Here is a 15,743-nt window from a genome sequence, read left to right on the forward strand (position 1 = left end):
CCGCCTCGCCCCATTTGTGAGAAGCTCCATTGGAGCGTCCATGGACAAACTCCCGCACTGACATCAATCACTGCGCAATCGCATGGCTCACAACCGAGCGGAAGGTGAGGATACAACATCGCTTACCCTCCTCGCGCTCCACGACCGCGAAAATAGCTTTCTTCTTCTTCATTGCCTGAAGGAACGCAGACCGGGCCTGTTCTAGTTCCCGTGGCTTGCGGTCATCTGCGGGAGGGCATTCCAGGAATACAGCGAGTGACTCCGGATGCCGTTGCTTAAGAAAATCCAGGTTCGGCAGGCACATCACCGTCAGAGCATCCTGGATCTCGTCGATCGGCGGATTTTCCCCTGCGACGATCCCGATGACCGGAGGATCAGAGCGGCGCATTGCGGGTACGCAACGAAGAGCGCGACGAACGATGCAGTGAGCGAGGAACTGGTGAAAACGCGGCTTTTCACGACGGAAGTAGTGTCGAAGAACATCAGACATAGCAGGTCCTTTCAGATCAATTGGACACAGCTGTCCCCACCTCGCAGATGACACGCCTGCGGGTTGAAAGGTCAGCAGAGACTGGGAGAATGACGATGCAGCGATCCGGGCCGAGTTATCAGGATCACATGTTCAAGGCACCCGGGGCTTGTCCGGCCCGCTTAGGAAGCAGGAATTGGACTGTTACGATTGGTATCCGCTGGTCAGTTGCCGATCCGACGCATCTGGCGTCCCTGCCGCCGGAGGGGAAGAACCGAGAGACACTCAGCAAAACTTGCAGAGCCGAAAAGGGACGAACCCTCCTCGAAATCCGGGAAGCTATTGTCGGCGCCTTGGCCATCATCCTCAGAGGACAGATCCTCAAATGGCAGGATCTTACGCCCGACTGCTTTGAGAAGACGATGCGCCATTCGTTCAGCAATGGCTGCTTGCATGCGCGCGGACATCGCGTCGACCATCGCGGCAATCGGCACGCCAAAATGCTCATCAACGGTTTCACGCGTCACGGTTTTCCGTGCGATGATCCCAGAGCGGCCGTACCAGTCGACAAGCACCTGGCTGACTTCGCGAACCGGCCTTCCCTGCTGTCGAAGCAGATTTTTCAGAAGGAGTCCGGCGGTGAGAAGATCCGTTCTGGCCTCCCGGGCCGCTCGACCGCCCTGAGCCCCACCGCCCCGCTTCACAGAAATCACATGCAGAAGAGACGTCAGACGATCTAACACCAGGACGTCAATGATCACCTGCTTAACGCGGCTGTCAGAAACCGGAAGATGAAGCCCCTCCAGACATTTCAGCGGATTGTTTTCGACGAGCATGATGGCCGCTTTCGAAACACTCACAGGAACCTGCGTCCAGACGACGAAGCGATCCCCCTGGGCGGCAAATCCGTGAGCAATCCCGGTTTCAAGCAGCAATCCATGACGCTTGCAGAGGCTATCGAGCGGCCCGCGAATTTGCGTGAGATCATCGCCAAGCAGTTCATCGGTGCGATACTCCTTGGCGAAGCATTCTTCGACGGATCGATCGACCGCTTCACAGAGCTCTACGGGCAAAATGATCCCTTTGGTCCCGGTATCCACGTCGGATTTGTTGAAAACATGGGGTGCGCTGGCATTAAGGTACTGATTGTGCATAGGCTTCCTTTCAAGCTGATTAGATGGCCCCAAATTGCACATTTTGATCAGAGTTGATAGTTCGATGCAGATTTATGGTTACCAAATGATAAACGCAAAGCAGTGTCGGGCAGCGCGCGCGTGGCTGGGCTGGTCTCAGGATGAACTGGCAGAGAGAGCCAGTTGCGCCCGGCGGACCATAGCGGCGTTCGAGCAGGAGAAATCAGTCCCCTTCGACCGAACACTGCGGGACATCCAGCGCGCCCTCGAGGACGCTGGAATTGTGTTTCTAATGGATGGCACCAGGGGAATTGGGTTGCGCGAAGGTCTGGCTGACCTAGCTGGAAATTAACACAAATTGCCCGAAACTGGATAAGCGTCGCAGGAAGTCTATTACATATTTTATCAAGTTACGTTTAATCGATTCAACTGGCGCCACAACCGATTCAGAGCCCTAGCAGCGCGATTCATCTGGGAACGGCGTGACGGACTTCGAACTCGGGGGCAGCGCGCAGCACATCTTGACCTGCCACTGCAAAGTTCCTCCACACGCGTTTAGAGTCCGGCTCAAGAGAGGACGGACATATGAAACGAGCACGGTTCACGGAAGAGCAGATCATTGGCGTGCTGAGGGAGCAGGAGGCGGGAGCGAAGACCGCTGATCTGGCGCGCAAGCACGGCATCTCGGAAGCGACGCTGTACAACTGGAAGGCCAAGTAGGTGGTATGGACGTGTCTGAGGCCAGGCGGCTGAAGGCGCTTGAGGAGGAGAACGCGAAGCTGAAGAAGCTGCTGGCCGAGCAGATGCTGGATGCAGCCGCCCTTCGTGAGCTTCTTTCAAAAAAATGGTAAGGCCCGCCGCCAAGCGCGAGGCTGTCGCGCATCTGCGGGCCGTTCTGGGCCTGTCGGAGAGGCAGGCCCGTGGCATTGTCAACGCTTATCGGACGATGATCCGCTATCAGTCCCGCCGACCGCCAGAGACCGAACTGCGGACAAAAATCCGCGACATGGCCAACGAGCGCAAACGCTTTGGCTACAGACGGCTGTTCATCCTGTTGCGGCAGGGCGGCGAGCCTTCGGGCGTCAATCGCATTTATCGGCTTTGTGGCAAGTCAGGCCTCATCGTTTCCGACAACGGTACGGAGTTCACCTCGAACGCCGTGCTGACATGGGCACAGGAAGCCAGGATAGCCTGGCATTTCATTGCGCCGGGCAAGCCAATGCAGAACGGCTTCTGCGAGAGCTTCAACGGGCGAATGCGCGATGAGCTGCTAAACGAGACGCTGTTTCTGGGCCTTGACCACGCCCGCGAGAAGGTCACGGCTTGGGTCGACGACTATAACAATCGGCGCCCGCACTCTGCGCTCGCCTACCAAACTCCGGCGGCCTATGCCGACTCCCTTTCCGCAGCATGTGATCGGCTGCGCAACCCGGACCAGCTCCGCCGATCGCATGTTGCACACATCGCGCCGCAAGGCGTAAACCCTGCCAGGGCTCTAAACGCTGCTGGATGAAACTTCAGTGGCAGGTCAGTGTCTATCCGCGACGGAAACCGGGTGTTTCGATCCGCGCTCTCGTGAGGGAGCGACTCACCAAGCTCAGCGGCTGGCACACAACAGCGGAGTTTCGATCCGCGCTCCCGTGAGGGAGCGACCTGCTGGCGCACGTTGTCGCGGAGCGAGCAGGGTGTGTTTCGATCCGCGCTCCCGTGAGGGAGCGACGCGCCCTGCATGGGTGATCTACACGCGTGGCGTTGTTTCGATCCGCGCTCCCGTGAGGGAGCGACGGTTCCGGTGCGGGCTTCGAACCGGCGCACGGCGGTTTCGATCCGCGCTCCCGTGAGGGAGCGACCGCTCTTGCGCGTTGCATCCATGTGCAGGTTGCTGTTTCGATCCGCGCTCCCGTGAGGGAGCGACCGCCCCACGGCACTTCCTTTTCCGTGATCACCGGGTTTCGATCCGCGCTCCCGTGAGGGAGCGACACAGGTCGGTGCCGATCGTCACCCGGTTGACCGGGTTTCGATCCGCGCTCCCGTGAGGGAGCGACTCCAGGCGCTCCAGGGTGCGGATGCAGCAACGCAGTTTCGATCCGCGCTCCCGTGAGGGAGCGACGTTCCGCCGGTTCTATGACGAGGAGGGGAAAGGGTTTCGATCCGCGCTCCCGTGAGGGAGCGACACGTCGGAGGCGGCGGCCATTGACCGGCCGATGGGTTTCGATCCGCGCTCCCGTGAGGGAGCGACATGCGTGACGTGATTGATGACGCCTGCAAAATGGGTTTCGATCCGCGCTCCCGTGAGGGAGCGACGTTCATGACCCTCGGCCCGGATGACTATGCCAACGTTTCGATCCGCGCTCCCGTGAGGGAGCGACCGGCCACCCAGGAGTAGAGCTTGCCCAGCTCGAGGTTTCGATCCGCGCTCCCGTGAGGGAGCGACAGCTGGTCAGCGCGACCCGCAACGAGTTCAACGAGTTTCGATCCGCGCTCCCGTGAGGGAGCGACTGAGTGGTGGACTTTTTGGAGGTGGGAAAAAGGAGTTTCGATCCGCGCTCCCGTGAGGGAGCGACCAGTGTCGGAGCGATCAGGGCTGTCTTCCAGGAGGTTTCGATCCGCGCTCCCGTGAGGGAGCGACGTGGATGATGTTCCGTTTGTCTATTCGCTTTATTTGTTTCGATCCGCGCTCCCGTGAGGGAGCGACCCTCTCGGCGGACGGATGGGGCGAGGACGGGGAGGTTTCGATCCGCGCTCCCGTGAGGGAGCGACGTCGCGACCGCTACAGTTCTGGCGACCGGGGCTGAGTTTCGATCCGCGCTCCCGTGAGGGAGCGACGCCGCCGCTCTTCGAGCCAATTGGTGCAGGTCGAGTTTCGATCCGCGCTCCCGTGAGGGAGCGACATGGCGGCGGTAGCTTGGCGTTCCCCTTGGTGCCGTTTCGATCCGCGCTCCCGTGAGGGAGCGACAGGGCTCGCCGCGCTATGCCATCGGTACGCACCAGTTTCGATCCGCGCTCCCGTGAGGGAGCGACCCGGCTTTTCCGGCTCGATGTCGAACCCCATCTTGTTTCGATCCGCGCTCCCGTGAGGGAGCGACGGCCTTGAAGTCGCCAACGGTCATCCCGTTCAGGTTTCGATCCGCGCTCCCGTGAGGGAGCGACGCCGCAGCCATCCACTCGTTGCCGCCACCTGCATGTTTCGATCCGCGCTCCCGTGAGGGAGCGACGCGATGTCTCGAATGCAGCAATGCGCTCGGATAGTTTCGATCCGCGCTCCCGTGAGGGAGCGACCTCGGAAGCCGACATGAGCCCCAGGTAATCGATGTTTCGATCCGCGCTCCCGTGAGGGAGCGACAGGGATTGCAGGGCTGGCCTGACCTGTCGTCGTGTTTCGATCCGCGCTCCCGTGAGGGAGCGACACGGTACGACCGTCACAGACCTGACCAAGGCGGTTGTTTCGATCCGCGCTCCCGTGAGGGAGCGACCCGTCGAGGGCGTCTTCGTCTTCCTGGAAATTGTGTTTCGATCCGCGCTCCCGTGAGGGAGCGACGGGTCGGCACGCGCTTCGCCGCGTCGATGACGCCGTTTCGATCCGCGCTCCCGTGAGGGAGCGACGGCTGCTGGACGCCACGACGCTGGCGCAAATGCCGGTTTCGATCCGCGCTCCCGTGAGGGAGCGACGGCTTGTGCTCGCGGCCACGCCGGACGTCCTGTTTGTTTCGATCCGCGCTCCCGTGAGGGAGCGACCAACGTCGACGTCTGGGTTAACGGTGTTATCCAGTTTCGATCCGCGCTCCCGTGAGGGAGCGACGGTCTGTGCCGGTTCCGGCGTTGCGAGCTGCTTCAGTTTCGATCCGCGCTCCCGTGAGGGAGCGACCAGCGGCTTCGAGGAGGACCGGATGGCCTTCGTGGTTTCGATCCGCGCTCCCGTGAGGGAGCGACTGTTCGATCAGTTCCACGGCCTGCGCCGGCAAGTGTTTCGATCCGCGCTCCCGTGAGGGAGCGACATCGGGGACATGGAGCTGTAGTCCGTCACCGGAGTGTTTCGATCCGCGCTCCCGTGAGGGAGCGACTGCCGTCTGCGATGTTGGCGCAGTCCATATCCGGGTTTCGATCCGCGCTCCCGTGAGGGAGCGACCAATTCGGAACAGCGGAGCCCCGCTCTCGTCAGGGTTTCGATCCGCGCTCCCGTGAGGGAGCGACGCTCTTTCAACAGGTTTCACACCCTGTAGTCTGTGTTTCGATCCGCGCTCCCGTGAGGGAGCGACGACAGGGAGCGCAACACCCCGCAAGGGACTGCGTAGTTTCGATCCGCGCTCCCGTGAGGGAGCGACTACACCGTCCCCGGTATAGGTCACGATGTCGAAGTTTCGATCCGCGCTCCCGTGAGGGAGCGACAACCTTCACGTTAAGTTCCGGGATCACAGCCATCGTTTCGATCCGCGCTCCCGTGAGGGAGCGACGCTGACAGCAGAGCGGCTGGTCGATCCGGAAGAGGTTTCGATCCGCGCTCCCGTGAGGGAGCGACTTGTTCCCGATCTCGGAAAGGCAGGTGAGTGATGGTTTCGATCCGCGCTCCCGTGAGGGAGCGACGAGCCGGGCCTACCTGCTGGCTTCCGGGGACATGTTTCGATCCGCGCTCCCGTGAGGGAGCGACGGGCACAGGCGGAACGGTGAATGTCCCGAACAAGGTTTCGATCCGCGCTCCCGTGAGGGAGCGACTTCACGGCGTCGACGGGCGCGGGCGGGTTCAAGGTTTCGATCCGCGCTCCCGTGAGGGAGCGACAAAGCGGCTGCAGGTAACTGTTTTCCATCATGCGTTTCGATCCGCGCTCCCGTGAGGGAGCGACCATTCGCCGCCTGAAGAACGACGCTCGGGAAAAAGTTTCGATCCGCGCTCCCGTGAGGGAGCGACCATCGACAGCGACGAAGCCGGCCATGCGTTCGCGGTTTCGATCCGCGCTCCCGTGAGGGAGCGACAACTATCATCGGAGGCAGATGACGTGCACTCGATGTTTCGATCCGCGCTCCCGTGAGGGAGCGACGCGCTGCCATGGCAACAGGCGCGTTCATGTCAGGTTTCGATCCGCGCTCCCGTGAGGGAGCGACATGTTCAGCACATACCTGCATATTGACTTTGTGCTGTTTCGATCCGCGCTCCCGTGAGGGAGCGACAGTCATCTGATTTGCCGCACTATGTGGGTAAGTTGTTTCGATCCGCGCTCCCGTGAGGGAGCGACGTCTGCCCAAGCAGGATTGCCAGCCTTGACCGCATGTTTCGATCCGCGCTCCCGTGAGGGAGCGACGATCAAGAATACCAGAGGCGGAGGGCGCTGATCGTTTCGATCCGCGCTCCCGTGAGGGAGCGACGAGGAGCCGCAAGTAGTTCCAGCCCCGCTGGATGTTTCGATCCGCGCTCCCGTGAGGGAGCGACGGGTATGGTCGTAACAGCTTGGTGGGCAAATGAAAATCGGCTCTTCAGCGCGAGGCGTCATGCAGATCTGGGGCGTTGCCGGCTGAATGGGCGCACTGGCCAGAAATGTTTCCATGTTTTCAAAGAGCTGGCGTGAGCGCGAACCGGGGCGGGTTTTGAGGCACGCTTCAGGTTCGCGCGAATGCGCCCCAGTTACGACTGAGACGGCCTGTGCGGCAATGGGGCCGCAGACCCTGCGCGCCTTGCCGGTGTGCAACACTTGAGGCAAGGCCGACCTGCTTTTATCGGACCTGTCCTAGACGATCAGCGGTCCATTGAGATCGACCGCTGGCTTGGCGCCCACATGCTCGACCCGGCGTTGCCAGTTCGAGCCCAGATAGTAATAGCGCAGGCTGTCGGTTTCCAGCGCGATGATCCCTTCCAGGCGGGCCTTCAGCTGTGTCCACTGGGCGGGATCGACCTCGATTTCAAAGACCGAAAACTGCACACGCTGGCCGAAGTTCTGGCAGGCCCTGGCCACACGGCGCAATCGGCCGGCGCCGCCCGGACTGGAGGTGCTGACATCATAGGTCACGAGAACAAGCATCGGCTCACTTCCAGAACCAGGGGGGATAGGCCTCAAGATCGCCGCGCAGGTGCCGGGACAGGAGTTGCGCCTGCAGATAGGGCACGAGCCCGAGCGGCGCCTTTTCATCCAGGAAGGGATGCTGACGCTCCTCGCGCTTGCGCTCCTGCCATGCGGTGAGGACAAGCTTGCGCGCGTCATCGGTGAGGAGCACTGCGCCGCCGTCGCGCGGTTCAAAATCCTTTGCCCTCAGCTGACGCCGGTTGAACAGCGACAGGGCCAGCCGGTCCGCCAGCACGGGACGCAGTTCCTCCATCAGATCGAGGGCGAGGCTCGGACGGCCCGGGCGGTCGCGGTGGAGAAAGCCCACGGCCGGATCAAGGCCACAGCTTTCCGCAGCACTGCGGCAATCATGGGTGAGCAGGGTGTAGAGGAACGACAGAAGCGCATTGACCGGGTCAAGCGGCGGCCGGCGCGAGCGCCCCTTGAAGCAGATCTCGGGGTCGGGTGAGCGGATCAGGTGATTGAACACGCCGAAATAGAGCTGCGCCGCTTCGCCCTCGGCACCGCGCAGACTGTCAAGACCGGACAGCACCTCGAGCTTCTGCAACAGCCGCGCCATGCGGGCGGTTGCCTGGTCCATTTCCGCCCTGGTAGTTTCATCGGCATCGGCGCCATGATCGCGCAGGTGGCGCAAGAGAACGCTGCGCTGGTTGGCGATCTTGCCCATGACCATGCTGCGGACTATGTCATCGGGACGCTCGGAGGCGGCATATTGCGCCCGGCGCAAGAGGACATTTCCCGCAACAGGTCCCTCGATACGCGCCTGAAAGCGGCCGTTACGTTCCAGCAGCACAAGCGTGATGCCGGCTCCGGCGCAGGCCCCGATCAAGGCTGGCGAGACAAGAACCGGACCGAAGACAACGACAGCCCCCAGCATGTGCAATGGCACACGGGCGCGCTCAGCCCCGTCCACCTCGGCGACCAGATTGTCGCCGTCCTTGCGCAGCGCGGCACCTTCCGTGGTGACATAGACGGTGTTGAGAAGTTTCTTCAGGATGGGTCCTCCTCGCTGAGCAGGCTGGCAAGCTGGCGCTGCCGCCAGGCTAGGACAGGGCGCACGACCTGTTTCGGGCGGCAAAGATCGCTCAGGGAACAGGCGCGGCAGCGGTCTGCCCGGTAGACTGGCGGCGGTGTTCGGGACGAGGCGAAGACGGCCGCAAGATCCGCAATCGTCCTCTCGGTCAGTTCCCTGAGGTCCGCGTCAAAGGGCACCTCGAGCCGCCGTTTCGGCTCGGCATAAAAGAGGGCTCCGGCCGGAACGGGCCGGCCTGTCATTTCCTCAAGACATAAGGCCTGCGCACAGAGCTGCACCTCGTCGGCCCGGTGCAGCTTGGCCTTGCCGCGCTTGTATTCGACCGGATAGGCGGTCTCGCCTTGCAGCGAGGAACGGAACTCCACCACATCGGCGACGCCGGCGATGTTCAGCCGCCGGCTGGCGATGGCGAGCGCCGACACCCGCCGCACGCCGCGCGAAAACCGGCTGCCGGGTTTGTCGGCCACCGCATGCAGCACATGCCCCTCGGCGGTGAAGCGGTTGTCCGCCCACAGCCGCTCGAGATGGATCAGGGCCGCCTGCCTCAGGCAATAGACGGCATGCTGCAGAGCGGAGAGCGGGATGGGCTCGCCGTCCTGTGGCAGCTCACTCCCCTCCCCGCCTGTCATGGGTTACAGCCGTTCGATCAGGTCCACACCGGCCGGCAGGTTGTCGCGGTCGATGGTGACGATGTAGTCGGAGAAGTGGCGGGGCAGCTTGACGTCGGGCTTCAGGCTTACTTTGACGAGCTCGAACAGGCTCTGCGCGCGCGCGTTACCAAGCGCACTGGCATGCTTGAAAATGATGAGCCTGCAGGCATTCATTTCGCCGCGTGCGGCTGAGCGATCATGGTCGAACATGTCAACCAGCGCGTTGAAGAAAAGCTCGAGATCATCCTCGGAAAATCCGGTGCCCTTCGTGGCATCGCCAGCAAGACTGGCCGAGACAAAGCCGTGGCTGCGGTAGAGACCATATGGCACGATGAATTTCCGGCCCATGGTCCGCTCTTTTTCTGCGTCACGCTCGTTGGTGACCGAAGAGCGCGTGATCGAGATTTCCTGCGGCACGATTGGATCAATCGACTGGGCAAAGGTCATCTGGATCGGACCTCTTACCTGCCCGGCGTTCACATCAGTCGTCATGACGGCGCCGAAGGTGCGGATGTCGAAATAGTTGGTGCACATCCAGCGTGTCAGGTCGCGCGCTTCCGCCTCCTTCTTCGGCAGCTTTTTCGGTGCGGGTTCAATGCCGAGAGCCTCATAGCCCTTCTTGTGCTGATTGTTCAGGATCGCCCGCTCTTGCATATAGATGGCGAAAGGTGGCTCGCCGCCTTTCACCAGATCAACATAGTTGCGGACTTTCCGCTTGAGGCAGACGTCACTGACAAGACCCAGCTGGGTCTGCGTCTCAATGCGCGGCATGTTGCCGTTGTCAGGATCGCCGTTCGGATTTCCGTTTGCCACATCAAAGAGAAAGACAAACTCGTAACGGTTCTGGATAGCGCTCATCATTCCTGCCCTTCCGGTTCGTTCGCGTCATTAACGTCGTCTTCGATGAGGTCATCCCCATCGCTGGCTCCCTGCGTTTTGCCGTATCGTTCCTGGTAGTAGCCGATGACAAACAGGCCCTGTTCCTCGTCGGAGTGCAGCGCTGGAAAGCCGTCCTCAAAAGTGGCTGCCAACCTTCCCATGTCCCGCTCAATGGCCGCACCGACGCGGCGCGCATGACTGGCGTCCTTGATCCATTTCGCGTCCGAGTGCCCGTTGCGAAGGCGCTTCAGATGGTGCTGGTTCGCATAGACAAGGAGCTTGGGAAAGGTCTGGGCGGGAGTGGCCGCACAGGATCCGAAGTACTTGTCCTTGACCGTCGAGTTGATCTCGTCTCCCAGTGCGGCAAGCTGAGCTCGCTCGATCAGGGCAAACAACTTGCCGAGCCGCCGCGCGGCATTTTCGTCATCAGGGTCAGAACGCATTAGATACTCCTCCATTGGACTGCCTGAAGCGGAGAGTGGAAGCCTGCCCTCATGGCGCATGTTGCGAACAATGATCGCCTTGATCATTGAAACTCTCAGCGCATCCAGGACGTGATCTGAGCGAATTCTCAGCAACAGCAGCGAGAGCAGACCCGCAGGAAACCGGTTTCCTGTCAGGACCGATCTGAAAAGTTCGCCCGATAGCAGAGGCGATATGCTTTTGGCGTCGTACTTGACCTTGCCTGTGTCATCCCGGCGCGCTGTTGCCGTCCGCAAGACCAGGTGGCGGATCGAAATCGGCCGGTCTTTGGATCGAGGTTCAAATCGCATGTCCTGGACGAACCTGTTGTGCGTCTCAGCCACGGCGCCAAAGTCATCTTCCAGATAGAAGCGCACCGACAGCCGTGCGGCATTCGGCGAGAGGCCGAGAACGTAGAAGCGGACGCCCTTGGCGAGTTGCGGCCGCACCAGCGCAATCGGCTCGCCCGACTGGAGGCGGCTCAAGGCGGCGCCAACCTCGGCAGACTGCATGGTGAGATCGACCTCCGGGATGTCGGCGAACCATTCCTGGCTCACGGCATCGACGATGGCCATGTCGTCCTCACTGACATCCGGATCAACGGCCTCAGCCCAGAACACGGTGGAAGCGTCGCCAATCTGGACGGAGTGGCCGCTGTCGCGGCGCAAGAGCTCATTGAGAGCACCGCCATAGCGGGCGGCGGCGGCCACGGACATCGGCGCGTTGAGCCCCTGTTCGTGGCCGTAGGATTCAAACGAGGCCTGGTTGAAGGACACCAGCGAAGCCCCGGATGACTGGGCGCCCCAGACGCCCTTGATCGAAGGATGCAGAACCGCAATCGGTGCCGTCTCGCCGGAGACGAGGCAGATGCCGAGCGTTGCATCCGCCGCCGCATTCATCCGGGCCCACAAGGCCTTGGCGGCCGGGCGGTCATGCAGGTACCGGCTGCGGCGCTCGCTTTCCAGCGCGAAGACCACATTCTGGTCCTTCATCGCCTCCGGCCAATCCAGGGCGACAAAGTCCCCCGGTGTCCAGCGCTCAAGGAACCGGCGCAAGGCGACAAGCCCTGCATCGTCGGCATCCTTCAGTTCGGTCAGGTGCCGCTCGACAAAGGCCGCGTGTTCCTCTGCAAGTCGCTTGCCCTCCCCCGCTGTCACGCCAAGCACATAGGCGGTCTTGTCCCAGAGAAAGTTGGGCGCGACACCGGAGGTCCGCTTGATCGCCTGAGGAACGGCGACCGTGCGCGGCAGCGGCTTCTTGCCCGTCACATCGCGAAGGTCGCGGACGTCGACAGGAGTTCCATCTTCGTTGAGCGAGATGACGTAGGAGATCTTTTCCGGCGAGTAGCCAAGCGGCGGCAGGTGGCCGTCCGCCTCCATGCGCTCGCCCAGACGGCTCAGAGCCTGAAGGATGGTCATCGGCGGATCTCCAGTGAGCCCGGCTGCGGCACCGCGATGACACCGTTCTCCAGCATGGCGCGGAAGAACAGGGACGGACGGTCGGGCCGGGAGTGGTCGATGTCCCACAGCATGAAGCCGAGGTCGCGGGTCTCGGCGATCGCCTTGGGAAGAGGCTCGCCGTCACTGATCAGCCGGAAATCTGCAGCAAACTCGCGGGTGCCGAGGCACGGCTGGTGGAAGCACTGGCCGCGTTCGGCGCGGCGGTTGAACATCTCAAGGTGCTTACCCTCGGTGTCATCGGCGCCGGCGCGCGCCGTCAGCTCGAAATGCGCCTCGATGACATAGGCGACATCGACCAGAACCGTGGAGGCGCGCTGCTGCCTGTCCTCATCCACCAGGAGCGCCAGATCCTCGAGACTGCCCCGGTTCATCGCCGTCTTGATCCTGCCGGCCGGAGCCTTGCTGCCGACCTCGTTGCGGCGGATCGACTGGAAGCGGATCGGCTGCAGCACATGGATGCGGTCGATGACCCAGCGGATCGCCGGCTTCCAGTGGATCGCCTCCAGGATTCCCCGCGCCGCCGAGGGTGTCAGCGTGTCATACGACACGCGCTCGGCCTTCATCTCAGGCCTCGTGAAGCAGGCACGCGGGCCTGAGACCAACAGTTTCACGCCGTAGGGCATGGATAGACGACCTCCCTTTTACGACCTACCAGCGACCCGGCAAAATCAGGCCACCTACAAACTTCAGAAAACTCCTTGACCATCCCGAACAGCCGCGAGCAAGAAACCGCTAGCCGGACCCTAGCCGGCCCACCGCATCAAGAATGACAGACTGCGCCACTCAGATCCGGACCTCCGCCGCGCTCTCGCCCCGGGATGATGGCGGGAAATCTGCCATCGTTGCACCCTGCCGGCGTGCCGGCAGGGCTTTCTTGCATATAGAAAGTAACTAGGTTTCTATCCACGCGAATACTCGCGACATTCTCCAATCACTTCGTAAAGCCGACGACAAGATCTACAAGCGCCAGCGCCAAAGCAATCCACGTCGCCCATTCTGTTGATGGCAACTCTGGAAATTTCACCAGGACACCCTTTCATGTTCGTGGCTACAAACATGATATAGGAGCCACACGACCTTTTGCAAGTTCCTAGTTACTTTCTATACTACCACAAGAGATCCTCGGTACTCAGTACTCCAATCGCCTCCCACCACAGCCCCACCTCCGGCGTGTAGAGCTTGCTCGCCTCCACCAGCACGACGAACTGGTCCGCCCTGAGGTGAGCGGCGCGGACGGAGGCGGCGCCGTTGGCGATCAGGTCCGCCCGTACCTTCGGGAGCACCTGCACCACATAGCGCTGCAGCTCGCGGGCAATCTGGCCGGAGGATACGGACTCGACGTCCAGCTGGCCGATCCAGTGGCGGGCGTGGTCGTCGTATGGGATGATCACCGGCAACATGGCGCTTTCGATCATCCGAAACTCCTTCGCAATCGTGCGATAGGCGATGTTGGTGCCGGACTTGTCCATCCGTGCCATCGCCAGGATGCCCTTGGCATCAAGACCGCTCTTTCCGTCATTGGCACCGCGCTGCCAGTAGACTTCCTGGAAGTAGTCCCGGATCGCCTCCGGGCTGAAGAGATCGGAGTGCCTGCGCTCGATACTGGCAAAGGCCGTCGCGAATTGCGCCAGTTCCTCAGGCGGCTGCGCGACCTCTGGCTTGAACACGAGGACTTGACTGTCTTCCGGCAAACGCGAGCCTTCGCGGTTGCAGCGGCCGGCGGCCTGCAGCACCTGATCCAGCCCCGCTTCGGCGCGATAGACACGCGGAAAATCGACATCGACCCCGGCTTCGATCAGGCTCGTGGCGACCACGCGGCAAGGGCCGTCGCCTTGCAGCTCTTCCCGAACACGCGCAAGCAGCGCCTGCCGGTGGGCCGCGCATTGGCGGGTCGACAGGTGAACGAGCCCTTCCAGCCCCGCCGCCCGGGCGGCGGAGAAAAGCTCAAGAGCGTGCTTGCGGCTGTTGACGATGACGAGGGCTCTCGGATGGCACGCGAGATCCCGCACAAGATCGTCGTCGCTCAGAACGCCTGCCCGCCGGATGGTCGTGCGCCTGAGCTCCTGTGCCAGCCGGGCTGGATCAGGGGCGAGTTCCCGGTTGTCCAGCTCCAGCCCCATCAGGCTGCCCGCCGGAAAGTCGCGCCGGTCCAGCGCCGGCTGTGTTGCCGTGCAGAGCACGATGGTGCAGCCGTAATTGCGCGCCAGCTCGTCTAGCGCCAGGACGGATGGCTTCAGGTAAGGCAGCGGCAGGGTCTGCGCCTCATCAAGGATGATGATGCTGCGGGCGATGTTGTGCAGCTTGCGGCAGCGCCCCGGCCGGTTGGCAAAGAGGCTCTCAAACAGCTGCACGTTGGTGGTCACCACCACCGGCGCGGCCCAGTCCTCCATGGCCAGCTTGAGCTTGTCGCGCTGGCCAAGCGCCTTGAGGCTCTCCTCCTCGATGGCCGAGTGGTGCTCGAGGATCATCTCGTCGCCCAGCACACGCCGGAAGATCGCCGCCGTCTGGTCGATGATCGAGGTGAAGGGGATGGCATAGATGATGCGCCGATGGCGATGCCGTGCGGCGTGATCCAGCGCGAAGCCGAGCGAAGCGAGCGTCTTGCCGCCGCCGGTCGGAACATTGAGCGTGAAGACGCCGGCTGGCTCGGCTGCCCGCCCGCGCACATGGGCGAGGATCTCGCCGCGCAAGGACGTCAGCTTGCCGGATGTGGCCGCTTTCGAGGCCATTTCCCGGTCAAACCGCGCCCGCAGCTCTGGCAGCACATCCTGCAGGGCGGGCCAGTTCCGGTCGGCGATGAGCCCCTTCAACTGGTTGTAATAGGTCTCCGTGTCCTTGAAATCCGCATCGACGAGGCAGGAGAACAGCATCCGGCCCAGAAACGCGATCTGGAAGGCCGAGGCGGCGGCCGGGTTGGTGCTTGCCTTTCTGGGGTCCATGCGGAACCCCGGCGGAAACAGGGCGCTGAAATCAGCGCTGAGTTCGTCTTGCCAGACCGGATCGAGCCGGGTGTCGTCCCACCGCTCCAGCCGCTCCTGAAGTGCACCGGCGCTTGCTTCCTGAACGCTGCGCGTCCGGTCGGGAAGTCCCGCGTGGTGACCTGCGACGGCGTGGGCGAGCAACTCGAGAACGGCGCGATCAATTGGCCTCGCTGCGCTTTCTGCCGCTCGCAGGAGGACACCGGCCCCGTCCGTCGAATGGTCCGGCCCCTTGCCGCCGCGCCGCAGTTGCCCCCGGATATAGGCGAGAAACTCGGGATTGTACTTGCCGAGATCATGCAGCAGGCCGGCCAGATAGGCTGGCCGCTCGCCGCCAAAATCCGCCGCGAACTTCGATGCCAGTTCCGCAGTCTGCACGGAATGATCGGGAAGTGTCTGCCAGAGTGCTTCGTCAGCATCTGGCGCTGAATGGGCGTAGTAAGGCATGCGTTTCAATCACAGGTTTTCACGCCTCAGTTAGATATCCAATTCAGCATCGCCGCAAGCGAGACCTCGCATTTTTGCATACTATAGTTGTAACTACGGATTTGCAGATGCCTGCTCTACCGGGTCAAAGGCGGCGGGTCGCCAGGCCGGCTATCAGCCAAAAAGTTTGAAGTGGGGACCTT

The 15,743-nt window shown here is 62.1% G+C and carries 10 protein-coding genes, 1 pseudogene and 1 CRISPR repeat array; of the genes and pseudogenes, 2 read left to right on the top strand and 9 right to left on the bottom strand.

All coding sequences use genetic code 11. The features are described 5' to 3' along the window. Positions 1-67: 67 nt before the first annotated feature. Both C8348_RS20055 and C8348_RS20060 read right to left on the bottom strand, forming a co-directional pair. Positions 68-490, bottom strand: a complete 423-nt coding sequence (locus C8348_RS20055) for a hypothetical protein (protein ID WP_157950490.1) — start codon at positions 488-490, stop codon at positions 68-70. Positions 491-693: 203 nt separating this feature from the next. After that, positions 694-1,623 carry a hypothetical protein gene (locus tag C8348_RS20060; protein ID WP_106755089.1) on the bottom strand — a complete coding sequence of 310 codons (930 nt, stop codon included), beginning with the start codon at positions 1,621-1,623 and terminating at the stop codon, positions 694-696. An 85-nt stretch (positions 1,624-1,708) separates the two neighbouring features. Between C8348_RS20060 and C8348_RS20065 the strand changes: the two genes are divergently transcribed. Together C8348_RS20065 and C8348_RS20070 are read left to right on the top strand one after the other, a co-directional pair. Continuing rightward, positions 1,709-1,954 carry a helix-turn-helix domain-containing protein gene (locus C8348_RS20065; protein WP_106755135.1) on the top strand — a complete coding sequence of 82 codons (246 nt, stop codon included), beginning with the start codon at positions 1,709-1,711 and terminating at the stop codon, positions 1,952-1,954. A 233-nt stretch (positions 1,955-2,187) separates the two neighbouring features. Beyond that, positions 2,188-3,115, top strand: a pseudogene (locus C8348_RS20070) (integrase core domain-containing protein). A gap of 44 nt (positions 3,116-3,159) precedes the next feature. Next, positions 3,160-7,024: direct repeats of the CRISPR family, unit length 31 nt; unit sequence GTTTCGATCCGCGCTCCCGTGAGGGAGCGAC. A gap of 295 nt (positions 7,025-7,319) precedes the next feature. Here the strand turns inward: C8348_RS20070 and cas2 are convergent. The 7 genes from cas2 to C8348_RS20105 all read right to left on the bottom strand — a co-directional run bounded on the left by cas2 (position 7,320) and on the right by C8348_RS20105 (position 15,561). Further along, entirely contained in the window at positions 7,320-7,610 is a 291-nt protein-coding gene (gene cas2, locus C8348_RS20075) for a CRISPR-associated endonuclease Cas2 (protein ID WP_106755090.1), read from the bottom strand. Positions 7,611-7,614: 4 nt separating this feature from the next. After that, a complete protein-coding gene (gene cas1c / locus C8348_RS20080) occupies positions 7,615-8,646 on the bottom strand; it encodes a type I-C CRISPR-associated endonuclease Cas1c (RefSeq protein ID WP_106755136.1) in 1,032 nt (343 codons plus the stop codon). Continuing rightward, positions 8,643-9,314, bottom strand: a complete 672-nt coding sequence (gene cas4 / locus C8348_RS20085) for a CRISPR-associated protein Cas4 (protein ID WP_106755091.1) — start codon at positions 9,312-9,314, stop codon at positions 8,643-8,645. The genes cas1c and cas4 overlap by 4 nt, the downstream gene beginning before the upstream one ends. Before the next feature lie 3 nt (positions 9,315-9,317). After that, entirely contained in the window at positions 9,318-10,196 is an 879-nt protein-coding gene (cas7c, locus tag C8348_RS20090; RefSeq protein WP_425270838.1) for a type I-C CRISPR-associated protein Cas7/Csd2, read from the bottom strand. Then, entirely contained in the window at positions 10,193-12,094 is a 1,902-nt protein-coding gene (cas8c, locus tag C8348_RS20095) for a type I-C CRISPR-associated protein Cas8c/Csd1 (protein WP_106755092.1), read from the bottom strand. Before cas8c ends, cas7c begins: the two co-directional genes overlap by 4 nt. Continuing rightward, positions 12,091-12,699 carry a type I-C CRISPR-associated protein Cas5c gene (gene cas5c, locus C8348_RS20100; protein ID WP_425270839.1) on the bottom strand — a complete coding sequence of 203 codons (609 nt, stop codon included), beginning with the start codon at positions 12,697-12,699 and terminating at the stop codon, positions 12,091-12,093. The genes cas8c and cas5c overlap by 4 nt, the downstream gene beginning before the upstream one ends. Before the next feature lie 543 nt (positions 12,700-13,242). Beyond that, complete coding sequence (locus tag C8348_RS20105; protein WP_106755094.1) at positions 13,243-15,561, bottom strand: CRISPR-associated helicase/endonuclease Cas3; 2,319 nt, start codon at positions 15,559-15,561, stop codon at positions 13,243-13,245. Positions 15,562-15,743 lie beyond the last annotated feature (182 nt).

The organism is Pannonibacter carbonis, assembly GCF_003012935.1.
GTDB lineage: Bacteria > Pseudomonadota > Alphaproteobacteria > Rhizobiales > Stappiaceae > Pannonibacter > Pannonibacter carbonis.